The organism is Acinetobacter sp. BZX-2 (genome assembly GCF_055179795.1).
On sequence record NZ_CM143686.1, the window covers coordinates 2,421,842 to 2,444,170 of the forward strand.

A 22,329-nucleotide genomic window follows, 5' to 3' on the forward strand; every position below is an offset into this window, starting at 1 on the left:
AGTGAACGAAACTTTTTAATTATTTTCAAATACAATTTAGTGATTAAACAGATAAAAGAATTGAAAATGAAATACGATCTCCTAAGCTGATTTTTTCTTTCTTACGGATTTCTGCTTTCAGCGGTAACAAATAACCTTCTGATTGTTTGTCTGGGAATATAGATGTTTTCCACACACTTTGACCTAGTGTCACAGTAATAGATACAAGCCCCCAACTCCGTCTTTGAAGTAAGTAGTTTTTTATTTCAGCAGACTGTTGTTTGGGAATAATCACATAGTGCCAACCACCAACACCCGAATAACGTTGAACTGTGGATTCAACTAAAAAATGAATTTCATTGCCCATCATCTTTAATTTTTCTCAAAATTTGAATACTCTCATCACGATTATATTTATCCCATTTGCCCATTCTATTTTTAACATGACGAGTAAATACAATACAAATACCTGAGACTTCCCCCCAACTAGATTAATTAAACCAAACTAGACAATGTACTGGCTTTATTAATCTCATCATACTTTTATCAAACCTCTTCTCGTTCAACTCAAGAGTTACCCATTTTTATTAGTGAATGCTTAAATGTTTTACGTACTTAATTTAAAGACTGGGCTAAATGGGTCAATTTGATTTGGTTTTAGGTTCTTGGCAATGTACACAATGCTTTCGTGTAAATAACCCGATAGATTTGATGTAAATTGGACCACCACTTGATTGAGAGAAGAAATGTTGTTTACACCAAGGGCAAATATCTTTCATTAAAAAACCAAACATGACAAAGAGGTAAGCAAAAATTCCAAAAATCATGGTCAAAACAAAAACCAAGCCTTGCGTTGCAATAAATATTTTTAAGATGTAATAACAGAAATATATTAAGAATGGTAAAGAGAAAAAACTGATTACGAACCGATTTCTTGCTTGAATCAGCTTTTGATATTGTTGGTGCTTTTCTATCTCTTGGTCCAATTTATTTTTATTCCTCAATGGAAGCTATTTACTAATAGCTTCCATATATTCAAAGAAATACAGATTAACGCCCAATCATGCCACGCGCCACGATTTCTTTCATAATTTCATTGGTTCCACCATAGATGCGCTGGATACGTGCATCGACGAAGAAACGTGAAATTGGATATTCAGTCATATAACCATAGCCACCAAACAACTGAAGTAAGTTATCTGCAACTTTCATTTGCATGTCTGTACTAAAGCTTTTCAAAGCCGCAGCCGTTTCAACATCCAATTTATGTTCTTTATATAACGCCAAATTTTGATTATAGAAAGCTGCTGTTGCTAACTCATCAATTTTTGCTTGCGCTAAAACAAAACGTGTATTTTGGAAATTACCAATTGCTTGACCAAAAGCCTGACGTTCTTTGACATAAACTGTAGCAATATCAATCGCACCACGAATTGCACCCAAAGCCGTTGCTGCAATTGCAGTACGCTCACGTGGTAATTCTTGCATCAAATAAGCAAAACCATTTCCAGCATTGCCTAAAAGTTGATTTGCAGGAACTTTGACATTATCAAAGAACAATTCAGAAGTATCTTGAGAATGTAGACCGATCTTGTCTAAATTCGTACCCTTCTTAAACCCTTCCAAATGCGTATCAACCAAAAGCAATGACACACCTTTTGCACGCGCTTGCGGATCTGTTTTACACGCGAGAACCACTAAATCCGCATGTTGACCATTTGAAATAAAGGTTTTTGAACCATTTAAAACATAGTGATCGCCATTCAAAATTGCTGAAGTACGCATCGCCTGTAGATCAGAACCTGCTCCTGGCTCAGTCATACCAATTGCACCAACCACTTCACCTGCAACCATTTTAGGCAGCCAATATTGTTTCTGCTCTTCATTGGCAATATTTAAAATATATGGCGCTGCAATTTCTGAATGGCACGAAATAGCAGTAGATAATGCGCCATAGCCTGCACGTGAAGACTCTTCAACCAACATCAAAGAATATTCAGTGGGTACACCATAACCACCGTATTCTTCAGGAATATCAACACATAAATAACCATTTTCACCCAAAAGGGTCCATACCGAACGAGGCATTAAGCCTTCTTTTTCCCATTGCTCATAAAAAGGCGCAATGTGTTCATTCATAAAACGTTTAAAATTATCACGAAAAAGTTCTAAATCTGCATCATAAGCTAACATCATGCTGTTCCTTATTGAGTTTGTTTGTTTAAATTCCTATTGAGCTCATGCTAATCAATTTTGAAAAAACTTTCATGATCACATGAGGTCATTTTTTTATGTTTATTTAGCCAATAAACGGCACTTCACAGATAAAAAAAGAGTAACCAATGTTGATTGATTACTCTTCAAATACATCATCTCTTGATATTAGACTTAGAATTTATTGTCTCTAAACATCGGTAATGATGAGTTTAATTGAGTGACTTCATTCACCAACTTATTCATCAGTGAAGGAATTAAAGCATCTGCCATCTGTGCAGCCTGTAATCCTAATTTTTCGCCTAACGTTGGTTTACGGCGTGTTTGAATTACATAAACATCATGATTTGGCAATAGACCGAGCAAATATTCATCAGAAGTTTGTAATTTATCTACTAGATTTAAATTACGTGCATCTTCACCATACCAGTGCTCACCCGTAGCAACATGTTCAACATTGAGTTGCGGGCGATACTTTTCGACAAAGTGTTTGAATAATTGATGCGTTTGTTGCAATTCTTCTTCAAACTTAGCTTTACCTTCTGGCGTATTTTCACCAAACATGGTCACGGTACGTTTGAATTGACCTGCTGTATACAGTTCAAAATCTACATGGTGCTCTTTCAATAAACGATTGAAATTTGGTATTTGAGCAACCACACCAATCGAACCCACCACTGCAAAGGGAGCCGAAATAATTTCACTTGCAATACAAGCCATCATATAACCACCGCTTGCCGCAACTTTATCAACACAGATGGTCAAGTTAAAGCCCGCATCACGTAAACGAACCAATTGTGCAGCAGCTAGACCATAACCATGTACCATACCACCTGGGCTTTCTAGGCGAACCACGACACGATCACGCCCTGCTTTTGCAGTTGCTAAAACCAGGGTAATTTCTTCACGTAAATTTTCAACGGCAGAAGCTTGAACATCTCCTTTAAAATCTAAAACATAGATCTTTTGATTGTTCTTTTTTCTCGCACGCGCTTCTTTAGAGAACTGTTGCGTCAGTTGTAAAAGCTCTAGTTTAGAAGACGTTGTTTGCGCAATTCTTTTTCTTTGTTCGTTAATACGTGCATTTAAATGACCAATGTGGATCTCTGCAGGTACTTTAGGTAAATGAAATAACATAGAATTTATATTCTCAAAGAGTGCTTTTCAATAAACATGCGGTCTATTAAGTAAAAATTCAATAGCGCTGTTTAAATTAAATGTTATAAACAACGCAAATCAAACACTTCATATTTTCAACTCACTTCATCAAAGTTTGAATTTCAAGCTGCTGTTGGTGTATTACACCTGATTGTTTGGAAATAAAAAGCGCCTTAGCATTCGGTTTAGATTTTATAGCCTTGACCAACTGACCATTTTCAAAATGAAGAATCACACCATCATCTAATGCATAACCTGCAACTATTTGTTCCTGTTGAATGCATTCAATATAGGTCTCAAGGCGACTATCTTCAGAATCACAATGTGGACAAACACTCCCAGACAAAAAACCTAAACTATTTAAAGGAACGAATTTTCCATAGAATGAATCTGTCAGTCCAGCTTCAAACCAACATAGAATCCCTGCACTGACACCAGACAGAATTACCCCCTTTTCTAAAGCCTTTTTTAAAATCTGCGGGATTTCCCAATCTTTCCAAAGTGCCAGTAAGTTCTTAGTATTCCCTCCACCGACATAGATAATATCCATACTCAATAGAAAAGATTCAATATCTTCAACATGCGGTTTAAAAAGCGATAAATAAAATGGCTCGCAATCATATAAAGAAAACTGAGCAATAAATTTTTTGATATAAAATTCGCTATCACCACCTGCCGTTGGAAGTAAACAGATCCGTGGTTTTGTAGCGTCTGATGCATTCAATATATACTGATCAAGCAATGAATTGTCCAATTCTGTGGAAAATCCACCACCACCCATTGCAATTATTTTTTGTTTGATCACAGCTTTACTCTTTTTATAAATATTGCAAAATCATATATTAAATCGCATGACTCAGAACAAAAATACTTGGATTTTCTTTCTACAAACAGCCTGTAAAAAAAGAGCCTTTCAGCTCTTTCAATCTCACAACGTATTTTAGATCAACCAAAACGCCCTGTGATATACGCTTCCGTTAATTGATGATCAGGTTGCGTGAATACCTTCTCAGTCGCATTGACTTCAATCAAATCACCCAAATGGAAGTATGCGGTACGGTCAGATACACGAGCAGCCTGTTGCATAGAATGCGTTACAATCGCAATCGTATATTGTGCAGAAAGTTCAGAAATTAATTCTTCAATTTTTGCAGTTGCAATCGGGTCAAGTGCAGAACACGGTTCATCCATCAAGATCACATCTGGACTCACGGCAATTGTACGTGCAATACAAAGACGCTGTTGCTGACCACCTGAAAGACCTGTACCCGGCTGATTTAAACGATCTTTGACTTCGTCCCACAACCCAGCTTTACGCAAACTATTTTCTACAATTTCTTCTAAATCGTACTTATCACGTGCTAAACCATGAAGTTTAGGGCCATAAGCCACATTATCAAAAATTGACTTTGGAAATGGGTTTGGTTTTTGGAAAACCATACCGACTTGAGCACGAAGTAAAACCACATCAAGATTTGGATCATAAATATCTTGATTATCTAAACGAACCTTACCTGTTACACGACAAGTATCAATGGTGTCATTCATACGGTTTAAAGTACGTAAGAATGTTGATTTGCCACAGCCTGAAGGCCCAATAAATGCAATCACTTCATTCTCAAACACTTGAAGATCGATACCTTTAATGGCTTCAGATTCACCATAATAAACATGTACATCTTCAGCACTGATTTTAACTGTCGTGTTTTTTTCTTTTTTTGGTGTACTACTCGATTCAAATTGCGAAACAAATGACGTCGCTTGACGCTTTTGTTCTGTTTCATTTAACGCTGATTGAGATTGTTCTGAATTCACGGTTCTATCCTGTTCTAAGGAATTTTTAATGTCTACAGTATTCATATATTGTGCCCTTTATTACCAGCGAACTTCAAATTTCTTACGTAACCAAATCGCAAAGCTGTTGAGACCCACCATCAATGCTAATAGTACGATAATCGCAGCCGCTGTACGTCCTTCAAAGAAGTTACGTAACTCATTGCCTTGCCATAAGTAAACTTGAACAGGTAATGCTGTAGATTGATCTAGTGGTGTCGCTGGAATATTTGCAACGAATGCGCTCATCCCGATCAATAACAATGGCGCAGTTTCACCTAAAGCATGTGCAACACCAATGATTGCCCCTGTCATAATCCCCGGTAATGCCAATGGCAATACATGATGGAAAACAGTTTGTAAACGTGATGCCCCGATACCTAACGCAGCTTGGCGAATAGAAGGTGGCACAGCTTTAAGTGAAGCACGTGTGGTAATGATCACCGTTGGAAGAGTCATTAAGCTAAGGACTAAACCACCGACCAAAGGTGCTGAAATCGGTAAATGCATCCAACCGATAAAGATTGCCGCACCAAGCAAACCAAATACGATCGATGGAACAGCTGCAAGGTTGTTAATATTCACTTCAATAATGTCAGTGATGAAGTTTTTTGGCGCAAATTCTTCTAGATAAATTGCACTTGCAACACCTAACGGAATAGAAATCACAATCACGATGAGCATCATAAACAATGAGCCCATAAATGCACCTGCCAAACCTGCTGTTGCTGGCGAACTACGTGAATCTGGATTGCTGAACAATTGAGTATTGAAAGTACGTTCAATTACACCCTTTGCCGCTAAATCATCAGAAAGTTTACGTATTTCTGGACTTAACTGCTGCTGATCATCAGGCAAAGAACGATCAATATTACCTGCTAACCACACATCAATATTGGCATCTGCAAGGAAATTCAATTCTATTTTTTTACCGATTAAAGACGGATCTTTAAACACCATATCTCGAATACGATAGGCTTCTGAACTGGTGTACAAATTACTTAGTTCATCACGTTGGCTTTCAAGTGAAGGATCTTTTGCAACTAAACCATTCACAATTAACGCATCCCAATCCACCATACCCATCTTGGTTTGCCAGTCTACATAGCGCTCTTCATAATGCGCTGGTGACTCACCCACTTTCTGTGTTGGTTTCGGTCCTGCATCAATCACCGTTGGATCAAAATAAACAGGAACAGTCATACTGGCTTGCCAAAATGCTGGAAGTCCTTTGTATAAAATACTACCGAACAAGATTGCAACGAAGGCTAAACCAATCACCACCGAAGTAAAACCAACGATACGAAAAGTTTTTTCTTTACGATGACGCTTTGACAATGAACTTGCAATTTTAGCTTTGCGTTTTTCACGAAGCTCAGCCGCAACTTGAGGATCAAATACATTTTGATCCACAGGAGATGTATTTGATGTACTCATTCGTATTGCTCACGATATTTACGCACGATGTAAAGTGCAACAATGTTTAAACACAATGTAATGACAAATAAGGTTAGACCCAATGCAAATGCCACCAATGCTTGTGGGCTGGCAAAATCTGTATCACCTGTTAACTGTTTCACAATGGTTACTGTCACAGTTGAAACAGCTTCAAGTGGATTGATATGCAATAAAGGACTGTTCCCAGCTGCGAGTACCACAATCATGGTTTCTCCTACAGCACGAGAAACAGCAAGCAAGAATGCCCCTGTAATCCCCGGTAAAGCAGCGGGTAAAACAACTTGGCGAATGGTCTCAGACTTGGTTGCCCCTAAGCCCAATGAACCATCACGTAATGCACGAGGTACTTGGGTGATAATGTCGTCAGATAATGAAGATACGAATGGAATAATCATAATTCCCATTGCAAAACCTGCGGTTAAAGCACTGGTTGCATTGACATCGATACCAACAGCATTCCCCAACATTTTAAAGACTGGGCCAATTACCATGATGGCAAAAACACCATACACAATCGTTGGAATACCCGCTAAAACTTCAATGGTTGGTTTTGCCCAAGAACGAAAGCGTGGAGACGCATATTCAGCAAGATAAATTGCAATCATTAAACCCAACGGTACGGCAACCAATAATGCGATACCACTCACCATGAGCGTACCCCATAGCAATGGTAATAATCCGTAGCTACCCTCTGCATTTCCAGAAGTACTAAAACCTGGATTCCACTCTGTGCCAAAGAAGAATTCCATTGGACTTACAAATTTGAAGAAGTGCATTGCTTCACTAAACATTGACATGACAATGCCAACAGTGGTCAGAATCGCTACACCAGAACAAAGAATCAAAACAACATTAATGGTTTTTTCTACTTCATTACGTGCACGGAATTGTTGGCTAATTCTTTTCTTTGCCCAAACAAGTCCTAGCATTGCCGCACAAGTCACCACTGCGAATTTTGCAAAAGAACCAATTCTTTCAAATTTAGCAAGTTGTTCTGCTGCTGCAACTTCATACGCCGCTGGTGTATCTGTTACCCCAAAGCCAGAAGCAATCGCTTGAATACGGTCAACCAGTACATCTACCCCAGCTTCATCAAGTGTAGAAGCAATATTTACAGGAACATTCTGTAAAATTAAATGTTGTAAAATACTTGGTTCAACCAAATTCCAAATGATCAAAATTAAAAAAGCAGGAATGCCACACCATAGCGCAACCAATGAACCATAATAGCCTGGACGCGAATGTAAGATTGCAGTGTTATTTCCCTTACCTGCTAGGCTTCGGCTTTTTCGTAGCCCGATTTGATATGCGATAGCAATTAAAGCTAATAACACGCCAATAAGTAGCAGATTCATGTATTCTCCACCGTTTTTTCAATTTGCATGATTTGAAAAAACTCTGCTTAGCAATGAAAGCCGATGGTAGTCACCCACCATCAGCTTCGATTATGACTGATTGATTATTTACCAGCTTTAAAAGTTGCAAGAATTTTTGCACGCTCAGAATCAGACATTGAAATTAAACCCGCTTTGTCTAACTTAGAACCTTTACCAGATACTTTCTTGTTCAAGAAGTATTCAGTATATTCTTTTAAGCCTTTAATCGATTGTAAATGCTCACCTTTCACATAGAAGTATAAAGGACGAGATACTGGGTAAGTACCATTTAGAATGGTTTGCTCAGAAGGTGTTACGTTGTTTACAGTCGCAACACGTAATTTGTCACGGTTTTGATCATAGAAACCTAGACCGAAAACACCAACTGCATTTGGAGAAGATTTTAAACGTGCAAGTGTTTCAGTATAATCACCTGCAATTTCAATCACTCGTCCGTCTTTACGGAAAGATGAACATGCTTTTTTCTGTGCATCTTTATCTAATTTCTTATAGTATTCATAAGCTTCACATCCAGCTTCAACCATTTTCTCTTGGAACACTTCACGTGTACCGTGGTTAGATGCAGGAATCACTAGAGTAATCGCTTCATTTGGAAGTGATTTGTCAATTTGGTTCCAACGTGTATAAGGGTTTGGAACCAATTTACCATTTGATGGCAATTCTGCCGATAACGCTGCAAAAACGTGTTGAGGACGTAATTTATAAGCCGCTTTGCTTGAGTTTGAAGCAAATACGATACCGTCATAACCAATTTTGATTTCTTGGATTTTATTTACGCCTGCTTTTTTACATGCAGCGATTTCAGTATCTTTAATTTTACGAGAAGCGTTTGCGATGTCGATAGTGTTGTCGCCAACACCAGAACAGAATTGTTTTAGACCAGCAGAACTACCACCAGAACCGACAACAGGTGCTTTGTACTGTGGGAAAGTATGACCAAACTCTTCTGCAACAATACTTGCGTATGGAAGTACAGTTGAAGAACCAGCAATTTGAATCGTGTCACGAGCTGCATTAGCTGTGGTTGCAACCGCCGCCCCTGAAACAACTAAAACAAGTGCAATGTGATTTAAGCGCATTCTTTTCTCTCTTAATAAGCTTGCAATTTTGAAGTACGCCATTTGTTAGCCATGTTGTACTTTTCGGATAACTGCATTTTGATTTTAAAATATGACAAAGAAGTTACAGCTTTATGACGCTTTTATGATAATTAATATTTCAGATTTGATTTGATTAAAAATCTTTAAAATTCAATATGTAACAAACTGTGATTTATTTATATTTTTTCCTGATTCTGTGAATACAAATGTAATCATTCATTTATCTGTCACAATGATCCGTCTTTATTTTACTATGCCAAGCGACAACTTAAGTCGTTCCTACATTATTTTATGTGCAAAAATCACTTAAAATAGAAAAAAAGGATAATGACTAATGAAAGTATTAAATCGTCAAGAATGGCATGAAACATTTCTGAAAATGGTGGGTTCATCCAGTATGATCACCTTAATCATTACAATGAGCTGCCTTATTATTTACATTTTATTATCACAAATCAGCCCCTCTTTTCTGATGCAAAATCTATTGATTAGCTTCAGTTTTATTTCACTGTTCATTCTCACCATGCAAACACTACGTTCAATGTATCATGTCTATCATTTGCCATTGATGGGCAGCTGTAGGCAGAACTACCAAAAGATTATTTTCTTTTGCAGTAGCTTCTCTATGGCGCTAATCATACTCAGCTCATTCCTATTGAGTTTTAGCAAAATGGTTAAAGATTATTATGGCTAAATAAGCAAATCGTTATTTAATGCTTGTAGACACTTGAATATACAGTTGTTATTTGTGAATTAAGGCATACTCCTTAAAACACCAACTGACTTGTCTCGCTCTAAAATACAAAAAAGGAGATCATATGATCTCCTTCTTGCATATCACTGAGATGAATTAATCAATCGCAGGTGTATATGTACCATCAGCAATGGCGTCTTTAATACGTTCAGCTTCTGTTAATACAAGATTTAACAGATTTTGAACGTTCTCTAAAGTTGCAACAGGGCTTAAAGTGGTCATTTTCAATGATTGAACATTACCCACTTTGGTTACACCAATATTCGCTTCACCACGTGCAAATAGTTCATCTGCAACGTTTTGGTTTAAGGTATCGAGTAACTCAACGGGATAGCCTGCCGGAACGACACGGAACAATACAGAAGCGAATTGTGGATCAACCAACATTTCCAAACCTTCTGTTGCATTGATATATGCCGCAACATCACGTGTTAAATCAACACCATGATCGATCATTGAACCATACAATTCTTCACCAAGTGATTCAACCGTCATCCACAATTTCAATGCATCAAAACGACGCGTTGTTTGTAATGACTTAGAAACGAGGTTCGGTACACCATGTTCTTCATCATAAGCAGAGTTTAAGTACTCAGCTTCATAATGCATGAAACGATAATTCGCTTCATCTTTCAACAAGAACGCACCACAAGAAATTGTTTGGAAATAATGCTTATGGAAGTCTAATGTCACAGAATCTGACAATTCGATCCCATCGAGCATAGAACGATAATCATTAGAAAGAATCAGTGCACCACCCCATGCCGCATCGATATGCATCCACGCGCCATATTTATTGGTGATTTCACGGATTTTTTTCAGTGGGTCAATTGCGCCTGCATCGGTTGTTCCCGCTGTTGCAACAACACACGCCACGATCTTACCTTCTGCTTGAAGATGAGCCATGGTTTTTTCTAATGCATCAGCATCCATCTGTGCGTTACCATTCACAGGAACAGTCACAACAGATTGGAAGCCCATACCCATCATTGCCATGTTCTTTTGCACAGAGAAATGTGCATTTTCAGAACAAATCACTTTGACATTACGCATTGCATCCGCAGGGATACCATCACGCTGTACAGACCACGGATTACCGTTTTCGTCTTTCCAATTTTTAGAAATACATGCATCACGCGCCAGTAAAACACCCATCAAGTTTGATTGTGTTCCACCTGAAGTGAACACACCAGCTTGACCTGCGCCATAACCTACTTTTTGACGTAACCAATCGATTAATTGCACTTCCATCAAAGAACCCGCAGGGCTTTGATCCCATGAATCCATGGACTGGTTGGTCGCATTAATCAGTACTTCAGCAATTTGACTTGTCACCATCGTAGGACAATGTAAATGTGCTAAAGAGTGTGGATGATGTACTTTTAAGCTTTTATTTAAGAAAAGCTCAACCATACGTTCCAAAGCTTTATGTACACCTAAACCTTCTTTTGAAGGATTAAATGCAATTGCACTGCGAAGATCTTTGATACTTCCGCCAGTGTACATTTTATCGTTTTGCAACCATGCTGCGACCGCTTTGGTCGCCTCACCCATTGCTGACTCATAGTCAGCAATAGATTGAGCATCATTGCAGAGTAACGCTTTACGGTGTTCTGCAAAATCTACCATAACTTATGCGCCTCGAACTGCAACAAGCGCTTCAGCAACTGCTTTCTTAAAGCGAGCAAGTGCTTCAACACATTCTTCTTGAGTGATGATCAATGGGCAAAGTAAACGAATCACTGTACCGCTACGACCACCTTTTTCAAGCAATAATTTATTGTTGAAACAAGCCGTTTGAATTGCAGCAGCTAACTGTGAATCGGCTGGAAGTGAACCCATATGATCTGCTGGTTTACGCTCATCGACAATTTCAACACCAATCATCAAACCACGACCACGAACATTGCCAATACATGGGAATTCAGCAGCCATTTTTTTCAATTCAGCTTGTAAGAAATCACCACGTTCTTGCGCATTTTTTGCAAGATCTTGTTCTTTAATGGTTTTGATTGTCGCAAGACCAGTACCCATAGCCAATTGGTTACCACGGAAAGTACCCGTATGACCTGCTGGTTGCCATGCATCAAACTTACGTTTAATGGCTAAAACAGCCAATGGTAAACTACCACCTACTGCTTTTGACATGACTACAACATCAGGTTCAATACCTGCATGTTCGAAAGCAAACATTTTGCCTGAACGTGCAAAACCAGCTTGAACTTCGTCAAGAATCAAAACGATGTTATGACGCTCTGTCACTTCACGGATTTTTTGCAACCATTTGATTGGCGCAGTAACCACACCGCCTTCACCTTGAATTGCTTCAAGAATCACAGCTGCTGGCTTAGTTACACCGCTTTCAACATCTTCAATAAAGTTTTCGAAGAAATACGTTAAAGCATCTACACCGGCTTCACCGCCCAGCCCAAGTGGGCAACGATATTCATGCGGGTATGGCATAAATTGTACGCCTGGCATTAAGCCATTTACCGCATTTTTAGCAGATAAGTTACCTGTCATTGCCAGTGCACCATGAGTCATCCCATGATAGCCACCAGAAAAACTGATTACTGTGCTACGACCTGTGTAGGTCTTTGCCAATTTAATTGCTGCTTCTGTACCATCTGCACCAGATGGGCCACAGAACTGTAAGCAATACTCTTCTTGACCACCCGGAAGTTGTTCAAGAAGTGCTTCAGTAAAAGCATCTTTTAAAGGCGTTGTTAAATCTAAAGTATGTAAAGGTAGACCACTCGCTAAAGTGTCTTGAATACTTTGAATTACCGCAGGATGATTATGGCCCAAAGCCAATGTTCCTGCCCCAGCTAAACAATCGAGGTATTTTGTACCTTCAACATCGGTAACCCAACAACCATGTGCTTCCGCTATCGCTAACGGTAATTTACGTGGATAACTACGAACATTCGATTCCATCTGACTTTGGCGAGTCAAGTAGTATTCGTTTGTGGAAGTGGCAGCAGGATTTACAGAAGTAACGCTCATATCGAATTACCATCTCTGATATGGGTTGAAAGAAATAAGTCGGGTGACTTGCGGTCTTTTGACTCGGTGCTTTATAGAATCTAGTTAGAGTGCTTTATGTATTCATAACTAGGAGCGGAATGATACAGTTTTTTACGACAAAATAAATATCTTTTATGCACTTATCCATATTCCATTTATCGAAAAAAACATTTAGAAAACTCTAAATAGTTATTATCATCATACTATGTGACAAAGCAAAGAAAAGCCGATAATTATCACTGCTCACTAAAATCTGGACATGATATATAGGCTGTTCGTTTAAATTCTCATATAAGCATTTAATTTTTATATCATTTAAATTTATTCAGAGTTTCAAATCATACGTAAATTATTACAATTACACCACAAATTCTGCCAAAGTAATCCGCAAGTTGTGCTTAATATCAAAAATACATTCAAAGTAATTTAATATAACTTTCAGTCAAAAAAAATTGACTCATACTTTATTAAGGATTCGCCATGCGTTATTTAGCTTTAACCACCCTTCTTTTAGGAACGACTTTAAGCACTATGACTATTGCAGCTGAAAAAGAGCCTTTAAATTACAATATTGTCAATGTACAAGCTGAAGCGACTCGTCAGGTGTCTAATGACGAAATGCATGCTGTACTCTTCATTGAAAAAACCAACAAACAACCTGCTGAACTTTCATCACAAATTGCTCAATTGATGAATCAAGCAATGGCGATTGCTAAAAAATACCCGCAAGTCAAAGTCGAAACAGGTTCGCAAACCACTTACCCTGTATATGACAACGACAATCAAAAATTGAAAGAATGGCGTGGGCGTGCAGAAGTCCAAATCGAAAGTAAGGACTTTAAAGCAGCAAGTCAGTTAATTAGTGAATTGCAACAAAACTTCCAAACTCAATCGATCAACTTCTCTGTTTCAGATGAACAACGTAAGAAGGTTGAAAATGAGCTAATGGTCGAAGCTTCGAAAAGCTTTCAACAACGTGCTCAAATCATTACACAGGCTTGGAATAAATCGAGCTACAATTTGGTTAACTTAAATTTGAATACCAGTAACTATTACCCACAGCCTGTGATGATGCGTGCAAGTATGGCAAAATTTTCTGATGCTGAAGCAGCTCCACCTCAAGATGTTTCAGCGGGTGAATCTAAAGTAACAGTGAATGCCAATGGTTCAATCCAACTGAAATAAGTTTCATTTAATCAATAAAAACTGTGCTTATGCACGGTTTTTTTATAGCTATATTTATTCGCTGCAACAACAGCGTACTCTATTATCAATAAGCCAATAGCACATTAAAATACATAACTAATTGCGATATCTAAAAAGATCATTTTTTATTAAAAATTCAATTAATTTTAACTAAGCAATAGTTATAAATGATAATCATGTTTATTTAAATTTAGATTACAAAAGATTAAGATGGACTAAATTTTTATTGCACATATTCTTATAGAATTTTCAAGGATGCTCATGTTACAAAGCTTAAAGTTCAAGCCATCTACGCTTAGTTATGCGATTGGATTATCTTTCCTCTCCGTTACGTCTATAAGCTATGCGGAAAATGAAGACAATAATCAAACGCAGACACTTGCCCCGATTGTTGTTCAAGCCAAAGGTAACTGGTTAGAAAATGCCAATGCAGAAAAAGTTCATAACCATGCAGGTGCACGAACCATTATCGATCGTAAAAAAATGGATGCCTCTGCAGTTACTTCAATTCGTGATGCTTTAAAACAAGTTCCCGGTGTCCAAGTCCAAGACAGCAACGGGACTGGTGGTAGTGATGTATCCTTAAACTTAGGGGTTCGTGGTTTAACTTCACGCTTATCCCCGCGTTCAACTGTGTTGATGGATGGTGTTCCTTTATCCTTTGCTCCATATGGTCAGCCACAGCTGTCTATGGCTCCCCTTTCTATGGGAAATATTGAATCTGTTGATGTCGTTCGTGGTGCAGGTTCTGTCCGCTTTGGGCCACAAAACGTTGGTGGCATTATCAACTTTACAACCCGTGCTATTCCTGAATATTTTTCGGGTTCTGTTGGTTTAACGACTGAATTTGCAACTGGCACAGATCAAATCAAATACAGTCCAAATCTATTCATTGGTGGAACAATGGAGAATGGTTTGGGTCTTGCCCTGCTTTACTCAGGCACCAAAGGTGACGGTTACCGAGAAGCCAATAATAAAATTGATATTGATGATGTGATGTTAAAAACATCGTATCAATTTACTGACCATGATCAAGTTGCAGTGAATCTGCATCATTATGAAGGTCGTGGTGAAATGCCTGAAGGTTTAACAGCCGCGCAATATGCTGAAAATCCTTATCAATCGAACCAAACACGTAACTATTTTGCAGGTCGCCGTTCTGACATTTCAGTGAAATATAGCCATAAAGATGACGTCAATAATTTTGAAGTCTTAGGCTATTATGTAGATTCTTTCCGTACCAGTGACCTTGAGTCTGCAATTGAAAATACGCCTAATAGCCGTATCAGTAACTCACCACGTGACTATAAATACTTTGGTATCGAACCTCGTTATTCAAGAGCTTATACATGGGGTAAAATGAATAATGAAGTAACCGTGGGCTACCGTTATTTGGAAGAAGACAGTTCTGAGTTTTCTGGTCGTACAGCACCTTATAATACGCTGACAGGCACACCCGGAACTCGTGTACCGAATACCACCAGTGATGGTGGAACAAAAGCCCATGCAGTCTATATAGATAACCGTTTTGGTATAGGTGCATGGACCATTACACCAGGTGTGCGTTTTGAATCGATTGAAACACATAATGATTTCACTGCATATCAAGGTGGTATTGCCAATAACACTGTGCATCCAAAGATTAAATCTGACGAATTTTTACCGAATATCGCAATACAATATGCTTTCAACGACCAATGGAATGTATTTGCCAACGCAGGTGTATCATTCGGTCCGCAGCAGTATAACCAGCTTGTGACGACAAGAACTATAAACAGTAAAAATACTGCGGTGACTACACTAGATGGTTTACACCCTGAAAAATCAAATAACTACGAAATTGGAACCAAATACTTAGGTAATGGTCTAAATGCTGAATTGACTGTATTTTACCTAGATTTTGACAAAGAACTTTTACTAGAACGTCCTGACAATATTGGTACAGGCATCTGGACCAATCTAGGTGCAACCAGTCATAAAGGTGTTGAAGCAGGTTTGAGCTATGACTTTGGTTCATTGTCAGATTCGTTAAAAGGTCTAAAAGCTTATAGCAATTACACCTTTACCAAAGCAGTCTCTGAAGCAGGTAAATTTGATGGTAAAGATCTACCTTATTACTCACGTCATGTTGCAAATTTAGGCATGGGTTATACGGTAAATAAATGGTCAGTCAATGCTGACATGTTTGCGCAATCTAAACAACATGCACCAGGTTCTGGCGATGTTTACCAAACTGAAGAAACCGCAGATGGTCGTATCGGCGATATTCCGGGTTATTCAACTTTTGCTGTTCGTACTGGCTATAATTTTGGTAAAGATTTTTATGGTTTAAAAGTTGCGGGTGGAATTAAAAACCTATTTGATACTCAATACTTTACCCGCTCTTCGGACTCAACAGGTGGTAAGTATGTAGGTCAACCACGTACCTTCTATCTACAAACTTCTGTTGATTTTTAAGCCCGTTATTTAAAATACTTACTCATCGCCTTTTAAATAACCAAAGCCCTAATCTCACAACTTGAGATTAGGGCTTTTTTAATTACTTTTATTTGAATATCTTCTATGATGGTTCTCTTAAAATACGTTATAGAAAATTCAGTAATGGAATACGAAACAATACTGCTCAGCCTTGGTTTTTTTGCTTTTTGTGCAGGGCTGATTGATGCTGCTGTCGGCGGTGGAGGTTTAATCCAACTTCCCGCACTGATGCATGCTTTTCCAAAACAAAGCTTAGCAACTATTTTTGGAACCAATAAAATCATTGCAATGGCAGGTACAGTTTCATCAGCTTTTGCTTACTATAAGAAAGTCACTATCAATTGGAAATTAATTATTCCAACAATGCTCGCTGCATTTATCTTTTCTTTCTTTGGTGCAATGTCTGTTTCACTGATTCCCAAAGAACTCATGCGCTATATCGTATTTTTCCTTCTCATTATTATTGCGATTTACACCTTTGCAAAAAAGGACTTAGGCCAAGTACATACTGTTTTACAAACAGGTAAAAAAGAAATCGCCTTGGGTTTATTCTTTGGTGCATTAATTGGTTTTTATGACGGAATTTTCGGCCCAGGAACTGGAAGTTTTTTACTCTTTCTATTTGTTAAAATATTTGCTTTTGACTTTTTAAATGCTTCTGCGTCAGCCAAATTGGTCAATGTAGCAACCAATATTTCTGCCATGTTCTTTTTTATACCTTCTGGGCATGTTTTATGGATGGCAGGCATTATTTTAGCCGTATGTAATGTCTTGGGTTCATTTGCAGGAACTGCATTAGCAATCAAATATGGTAGTGGCTTTATTCGTATTTTCTTTTTGATTTTGCTAATTTTTTTAATCGGTCGAATGGGTTATGATTTATTCATACATTGAGAATAGAACTGTGTCAATATGCTGAATCCGTAAATAATTTCAATGCAATTTAAACGATAAAAAACCACTCGAAAGTGGTTTTTTGACGAAATGCTTAAATCAAAACTATTTCTTAAACGGAAATGCATATTTCACGATACGCCCAAGCACTTGACCATACTGCTTAAACAAACTGGCATTGTTATAATTTAAACCATATTTTTCACAAACAGCTTTTACCTTTGGTGCCATTTTACGGTAACGACGTGCAGGTACTTCTGGGAATAGGTGATGCTCAATTTGATGACTTAAATGTCCTGTCAAAATATGAAAAGCTTCTGAACCTGTCAAATTTGATGAGCCGCGAATCTGACGCATATACCAGTGACCACGGCTTTCATTCTGCAATACCGTTTTCGGAAACACCTCAACATCTTTTGTGAAATGCCCACAGAAAATAATACTAAATGTCCAAATATTGCGAATGCCGTTGGCAACTAAATTGCCTGTAAATACAGGTAGTGCCGCTGGCCCTGCAATGAGTGGGAAAAATAAGTAATCTTTAAAAAACTGTTTACCAATTTTTTTCTGAGTTGGTTTCCACTCTTCTTTAAACTGCGCCCAAGTTTTTCGTTTATAGATGAGCTTGCCAATTTCAAGATTTTGAATGGCAACCCCCCATTGGAACAACAAACAGAATGGAATTGCATATAACGGTTGTAATAAATACCCTGCTTTCCAACGTTGTTCTGGAAATAGACGCAATAAACCATAACCAATATCATCATCCATACCCTTAATATTGGTATAAGTATGATGTTTATAATTGTGGGTTTGACGCCAATTATCTGAAGTTCCAACGATATCCCATTCGTAAGTTGTACCTTTAAAACGTGGATCATTCATCCAGTCATATTGTCCATGCATGACATTATGACCCAACTCCATATTTTCCATGATTTTGGCAAAACCGAGCAAACCTGTACCCAACAACCATGCTGGCGGAAACCACCCTGCGAATAAACAAGCACGGCCTAAAATACTGCTATAGCGAATCGCTGCATACACTTTTTTAATGTATTTAGCATCCTTTTCCCCAATATCATCCAGTACTTCTTGCTTGATTGCATCTAACTCACGTGCTAATTCATCCAATTCAAATTGAGTTAATTCGCGGTTTTTAGGATTGGTAAAATATTGAATTTTAACTGGCATATTCATGATAAAACTCGCTTAAATATCGATAACTAAATCAGTTTGAGCTGTATTGACACAGATTCTGAGCAAATTGTTCGGTTCTGAATTTTCTGAACCATTGACTAAATTCTTAGTTGCACCCTGTGCTTTGTTGCATGCACATTTATTGCAAATTCCCATACGGCAACCATGTTGTGGCTTGATGTTTTGCTGCTCAAGTCCGACTAAAATGGACTGACCTTTTGGAATCGCAACCACTTTATTGGACTGTGTTAATGTCACGTTGATAAAGCCATTATCATCAGTGAATACAGGACTTAGGCTAAAAGCTTCACTCTTGAAATCTTGAACATTTTCAAACAGTGTTTCTGCTGTTGTAACAAAACCTGAAGGCCCACACACATACACTGTACTATGCTGAAGGTTTTCAATATGATTCAGATGTGCAACATTTAAACGTGAATCTGCATGTTGTTCTTGGGTATAAAATACTTCGAATTTGAATTGTGGAAATTGCTCGCAAAAATGATCAAATGCTTGTTTAAAAGCAACATCTTCATGCTTTTTGACCCAATACATTAAATGTACTGCTTGCTGATCTAATTGTCGGGTTGTTGCTAATTTTTGGATTAGACTATACATCGGTGTAATACCACTACCCGCCGCCAATAGAATCAAACTTTGTGGCGTTTTTGGAAGTAGCATTTCTCCATAAGGAACACCGAACTCAATCACATCATCAATTTTGGCACGATCATTCAACCACTGGCTGACGATACCTTGATCCACTTTTTTAACCGTTAAAAGTACATGTTGATGATCAAGTTGCGTCAAACTATAGGTTCTTTCATATCGAATACCTTTTATTTCAATAATAATCGGATGATGTTGCCCTGCTTGCCCCATTTGAAAGTGACGATTGACTTGAATGGTTAAGCTCACCGTGTCCGCTGCGGATTGTTGCTTTTGAACAATTTTTCCTAAAGCCTGTTGAACAGACCATAATGGGTTAATTTTTTGTAGCCAAAAATTAACACTATGTTGACCTACAACAATGTCAAACATCGAATTTACAGGAGATTTTTGCTTTTCAATAGCGTGCATTTGAGCTCACCATTTGTCTAAATTTTAATTATTATACACATGTATATATATTTGTATATACATTCGTATTGTATCTAGTCGTTTCATTTATGTGACTTCAACCGCTATAATGGTTAAATAATTTAATTTATTTGATATTTATGAATCAGACTTCTGCAATTTCTCAGGATCCATCTACACTTCAAGAGCAGTATCATGAGCTTGAGAAAGTAACTGTGCGTACTGTTGGCAGAAAGGCAACGATTACTAAAGAAGAATTATTCCAAGCCGCACTCAATCTGATTGGCCCTCAAAAAAGTATCGCCTCATTAAGCTTGAGAGAGGTTGCACGTGAGGCAGGTATCGCACCGAATAGTTTTTATCGACATTTTAAAGATATTGATGAATTGGCGATTGAATTAATTGAGCTTTCAGGTGGCGTCCTACGCCGAATTTTGCATCAAGCACGAATTAAAGCCATCAAACAAAGCAGCATTATTCGTAGTTCTGTTGAAGTGTTTATTGAACAATTAGACGCGGATGAAGGCAATCTCAGCCTTTTACTGCGTGAAGGCTATACAGGCTCAATTCAATATAAACTTGCTGTCGATAAACAATTGAATTATTTCCAACAAGAACTCCAAGAAGATTTAATTCGCTTAGAACGCATTAACAACAGTAAATTGGCTCACCCTGATTTAGTTGCCAAAGCCATAACCCAATTGGTGTTTAACATGGGTGCTAAAGTGATTGATTTACCCGTCAACGAGCGTAAAGAAGTCGCAGAGCAAACCATGATCATGATTCGTATGCTACTTGAAGGCTCTCGCCATTTAGACGAAGCGCAAATTCGCTAATTGTATTCATATGATTAGCATTTGCTTAGGCTATTCATAATTCAAACAATAACGCGTAAAAATTACGCGTTTGATTGATGGGTTATGCCTCGTTAGAATCAATTTCTGTACCAGCCTGTTTTAACCCCATTCAGGCTTTTATAAAGGCTCACTGAGCCTTTTTTATCGAATAATTTGACTTAGAGCCAGCCCATTATAAACTTTGCTTTTAAGGCCTTAAAATCATCAAAAGCAAAAAGAAAGATTTTAATAAAAGACATTCTTAATAACAGTTTTCCTTAATAACAGCCCTACGTTATTTAGTTTAATTCAATGAATCATATTTTATAATATAACCTTACATATTTAATCCGACAAATGTCTAAATAGATTTTATTTTAAAATAACAAAAGAACCTATATCAAATCCAACATATGTATAAACACCCCACACTATTAAAATGTAAATAAAATACACATTATAAAAATATACACAAATAAGATGTAAATAAAATACATATTATATTATGCATGAGAGTGGCATTTATAATCATGAAATGGCATTTTATATCATCATCAACAGACATTCATTTACTAAAGAATATATTTTAAAGCAAACCCAATTATCCAACAAAAGTATGATTATATTTATTAAATGAATATTTTTTAAATACTATAGCTTATTTTGGGTTTAATTATTTACTATGCTATAGGTGATAATAAAGCTTGCTCAAAGCCAATTCCACTCACAAAAAAGTCATTTTAGTTTGACTAAAATGACTGAGTATTTTGAGAGATTTAAGCTCCGATGGAACACAAAACTCTGATTAATCTTGAATGATATTAATCAATTAACCCTATTTTCTTTGCGGCATTTATTGCCTTAGTTCTAGAGTTGACTGAAAGTTTGTGATAGATATTTTTAATGTGGCAATCAACAGTAAACTTCGAAATACTCAGTGTTTCAGAGATTTCACGGCTACTATTTCCCGCTGCAACTAAAATCAAAATTTCTAATTCTCTTCCTGATAAATTACTTTCCATTTTATGCTGCGAACACGATGGTTTAACTTCATCATCGATATGATGCATGCTTTTCAGAATTTGACTAGCAACAAATGGGTCTATAATTACCCCACCGCGCAACAGACTACGAATTGCAAAAATCAATTCAAAATCATCACGTTCCTTTAAAACATACCCCGAAGCACCAGCAGACAATGCTTTTAAAATAGTGTCTACAGAATTCCATGCTGATACCACCATAATCGGTGTTTCGTTGTCATTTTTTCTTTCACGCATGTAATAAATAAAATCGATACCATTACCATCAGGTAGTCCTAGATCGACCAAAACCAATTCAGTGTGCTTCTTTTCATAAATTTCCTCAGCCCCTTTAATTGTTTGAGTAAAATTTAAGTCTTCATCCTTATAACCAAAGCTCACTAATATTTTGTACATACGCTCTTGAATAACTGGATCATCCTCTAAAACAAGAACAGGTAACCTTAATTTGCAATCTATATTAAAAATATTATTAAAGTGTTCATCCATTTTATGATCATCTTCTAATGTATGAGTAGGTAATGGCAGTTGATAGTCTAAAGAAAACATGTATTCCACTCCTTCCTTACTTCTTAATATTGTTAATTTAAAAGTAGTGATAAGACAATAACCAATATTGGGTATATTTCATATAATCTTAAATAAACATCTAACCCTTTATAATAAGAATAT

17 protein-coding genes are annotated in these 22,329 nt (G+C 37.4%); 4 read left to right on the forward strand and 13 right to left on the reverse strand.

Annotation, left to right across the window (positions count from 1 at the left end; genetic code table 11):
- Nucleotides 1-43 precede the first annotated feature (43 nt).
- From ACY45D_RS11420 to ACY45D_RS11465, 10 genes are all read right to left on the reverse strand, one after another.
- On the reverse strand, nt 44-349 hold the full coding sequence (locus ACY45D_RS11420) for a DUF1905 domain-containing protein (protein WP_463106856.1): 306 nt from the start codon (nt 347-349) through the stop codon (nt 44-46).
- A 680-nt stretch (nt 350-1,029) separates the two neighbouring features.
- Nucleotides 1,030-2,172 (reverse strand): acyl-CoA dehydrogenase family protein, encoded by a 1,143-nt coding sequence (locus ACY45D_RS11425; protein ID WP_463109480.1) that lies wholly within the window; start codon nt 2,170-2,172, stop codon nt 1,030-1,032.
- A 195-nt stretch (nt 2,173-2,367) separates the two neighbouring features.
- On the reverse strand, nt 2,368-3,330 hold the full coding sequence (gene sohB / locus ACY45D_RS11430) for a protease SohB (protein WP_463106857.1): 963 nt from the start codon (nt 3,328-3,330) through the stop codon (nt 2,368-2,370).
- Between the two features lie 121 nt (nt 3,331-3,451).
- A complete protein-coding gene (locus tag ACY45D_RS11435) occupies nt 3,452-4,156 on the reverse strand; it encodes a Type 1 glutamine amidotransferase-like domain-containing protein (protein ID WP_463106858.1) in 705 nt (234 codons plus the stop codon).
- 140 nt (nt 4,157-4,296) lie between these two features.
- Nucleotides 4,297-5,211 carry a phosphate ABC transporter ATP-binding protein PstB gene (pstB, locus tag ACY45D_RS11440; RefSeq protein ID WP_463106859.1) on the reverse strand — a complete coding sequence of 305 codons (915 nt, stop codon included), beginning with the start codon at nt 5,209-5,211 and terminating at the stop codon, nt 4,297-4,299.
- Between the two features lie 15 nt (nt 5,212-5,226).
- Nucleotides 5,227-6,621, reverse strand: a complete 1,395-nt coding sequence (pstA, locus tag ACY45D_RS11445) for a phosphate ABC transporter permease PstA (RefSeq protein WP_463106860.1) — start codon at nt 6,619-6,621, stop codon at nt 5,227-5,229.
- The gene (gene pstC, locus ACY45D_RS11450; RefSeq protein ID WP_463106861.1) at nt 6,618-7,997 is read right to left on the reverse strand and encodes a phosphate ABC transporter permease subunit PstC; all 1,380 of its coding nucleotides are present in this window, start codon (nt 7,995-7,997) and stop codon (nt 6,618-6,620) included. The genes pstA and pstC overlap by 4 nt, the downstream gene beginning before the upstream one ends.
- A gap of 104 nt (nt 7,998-8,101) precedes the next feature.
- Nucleotides 8,102-9,118, reverse strand: a complete 1,017-nt coding sequence (locus ACY45D_RS11455; protein WP_463106862.1) for a substrate-binding domain-containing protein — start codon at nt 9,116-9,118, stop codon at nt 8,102-8,104.
- Between the two features lie 871 nt (nt 9,119-9,989).
- Nucleotides 9,990-11,522 (reverse strand): pyridoxal phosphate-dependent decarboxylase family protein, encoded by a 1,533-nt coding sequence (locus ACY45D_RS11460; RefSeq protein WP_463106863.1) that lies wholly within the window; start codon nt 11,520-11,522, stop codon nt 9,990-9,992.
- Nucleotides 11,523-11,525: 3 nt separating this feature from the next.
- Nucleotides 11,526-12,899 carry a diaminobutyrate--2-oxoglutarate transaminase gene (locus ACY45D_RS11465; RefSeq protein WP_463106864.1) on the reverse strand — a complete coding sequence of 458 codons (1,374 nt, stop codon included), beginning with the start codon at nt 12,897-12,899 and terminating at the stop codon, nt 11,526-11,528.
- A gap of 501 nt (nt 12,900-13,400) precedes the next feature.
- On the opposite strand from ACY45D_RS11465, the gene ACY45D_RS11470 reads away from it, so the two are divergent.
- From ACY45D_RS11470 to ACY45D_RS11480, 3 genes are all read left to right on the forward strand, one after another.
- Nucleotides 13,401-14,105: an SIMPL domain-containing protein gene (locus tag ACY45D_RS11470; protein ID WP_089604826.1), complete on the forward strand. Its 705-nt coding sequence runs from the start codon at nt 13,401-13,403 to the stop codon at nt 14,103-14,105.
- A gap of 282 nt (nt 14,106-14,387) precedes the next feature.
- Nucleotides 14,388-16,583, forward strand: coding sequence for a TonB-dependent receptor family protein (locus ACY45D_RS11475; RefSeq protein WP_463106865.1), 2,196 nt, complete (start codon nt 14,388-14,390; stop codon nt 16,581-16,583).
- A gap of 144 nt (nt 16,584-16,727) precedes the next feature.
- Nucleotides 16,728-17,498, forward strand: a complete 771-nt coding sequence (locus tag ACY45D_RS11480) for a sulfite exporter TauE/SafE family protein (protein ID WP_463106866.1) — start codon at nt 16,728-16,730, stop codon at nt 17,496-17,498.
- A gap of 105 nt (nt 17,499-17,603) precedes the next feature.
- On the opposite strand, the gene ACY45D_RS11485 is transcribed toward ACY45D_RS11480, so the two are convergent.
- Entirely contained in the window at nt 17,604-18,698 is a 1,095-nt protein-coding gene (locus tag ACY45D_RS11485; RefSeq protein WP_463106867.1) for a fatty acid desaturase family protein, read from the reverse strand.
- A 12-nt stretch (nt 18,699-18,710) separates the two neighbouring features.
- Nucleotides 18,711-19,778 carry a ferredoxin reductase gene (locus ACY45D_RS11490; RefSeq protein WP_463106868.1) on the reverse strand — a complete coding sequence of 356 codons (1,068 nt, stop codon included), beginning with the start codon at nt 19,776-19,778 and terminating at the stop codon, nt 18,711-18,713.
- Between the two features lie 140 nt (nt 19,779-19,918).
- Between ACY45D_RS11490 and fabR the strand changes: the two genes are divergently transcribed.
- Complete coding sequence (gene fabR, locus ACY45D_RS11495; protein ID WP_463106869.1) at nt 19,919-20,614, forward strand: HTH-type transcriptional repressor FabR; 696 nt, start codon at nt 19,919-19,921, stop codon at nt 20,612-20,614.
- 821 nt (nt 20,615-21,435) lie between these two features.
- Here fabR and ACY45D_RS11500 read toward each other — a convergent pair.
- A complete protein-coding gene (locus ACY45D_RS11500) occupies nt 21,436-22,206 on the reverse strand; it encodes a response regulator (protein ID WP_463106870.1) in 771 nt (256 codons plus the stop codon).
- Nucleotides 22,207-22,329: the final 123 nt, after the last annotated feature.

Excerpts from the sequence above, each read along its gene's own strand:
- ACY45D_RS11475 (WP_463106865.1), top strand. The coding sequence starts at position 14,388 with ATGTTACAAAGCTTAAAGTTCAAGCCATCTACGCTTAGTTATGCGATT.
- ACY45D_RS11425 (WP_463109480.1), bottom strand. The coding sequence starts at position 2,172 with ATGTTAGCTTATGATGCAGATTTAGAACTTTTTCGTGATAATTTTAAA.
- ACY45D_RS11480 (WP_463106866.1), top strand. The coding sequence starts at position 16,728 with ATGGAATACGAAACAATACTGCTCAGCCTTGGTTTTTTTGCTTTTTGT.
- ACY45D_RS11490 (WP_463106868.1), bottom strand. The coding sequence starts at position 19,778 with ATGCACGCTATTGAAAAGCAAAAATCTCCTGTAAATTCGATGTTTGAC.
- ACY45D_RS11455 (WP_463106862.1), bottom strand. The coding sequence starts at position 9,118 with ATGCGCTTAAATCACATTGCACTTGTTTTAGTTGTTTCAGGGGCGGCG.
- ACY45D_RS11470 (WP_089604826.1), top strand. The coding sequence starts at position 13,401 with ATGCGTTATTTAGCTTTAACCACCCTTCTTTTAGGAACGACTTTAAGC.
- pstB (WP_463106859.1), bottom strand. The coding sequence starts at position 5,211 with ATGAATACTGTAGACATTAAAAATTCCTTAGAACAGGATAGAACCGTG.
- fabR (WP_463106869.1), top strand. The coding sequence starts at position 19,919 with ATGAATCAGACTTCTGCAATTTCTCAGGATCCATCTACACTTCAAGAG.
- ACY45D_RS11420 (WP_463106856.1), bottom strand. The coding sequence starts at position 349 with ATGATGGGCAATGAAATTCATTTTTTAGTTGAATCCACAGTTCAACGT.
- ACY45D_RS11500 (WP_463106870.1), bottom strand. The coding sequence starts at position 22,206 with ATGTTTTCTTTAGACTATCAACTGCCATTACCTACTCATACATTAGAA.
- ACY45D_RS11485 (WP_463106867.1), bottom strand. The coding sequence starts at position 18,698 with ATGAATATGCCAGTTAAAATTCAATATTTTACCAATCCTAAAAACCGC.
- pstC (WP_463106861.1), bottom strand. The coding sequence starts at position 7,997 with ATGAATCTGCTACTTATTGGCGTGTTATTAGCTTTAATTGCTATCGCA.
- pstA (WP_463106860.1), bottom strand. The coding sequence starts at position 6,621 with ATGAGTACATCAAATACATCTCCTGTGGATCAAAATGTATTTGATCCT.
- ACY45D_RS11465 (WP_463106864.1), bottom strand. The coding sequence starts at position 12,899 with ATGAGCGTTACTTCTGTAAATCCTGCTGCCACTTCCACAAACGAATAC.
- ACY45D_RS11460 (WP_463106863.1), bottom strand. The coding sequence starts at position 11,522 with ATGGTAGATTTTGCAGAACACCGTAAAGCGTTACTCTGCAATGATGCT.
- sohB (WP_463106857.1), bottom strand. The coding sequence starts at position 3,330 with ATGTTATTTCATTTACCTAAAGTACCTGCAGAGATCCACATTGGTCAT.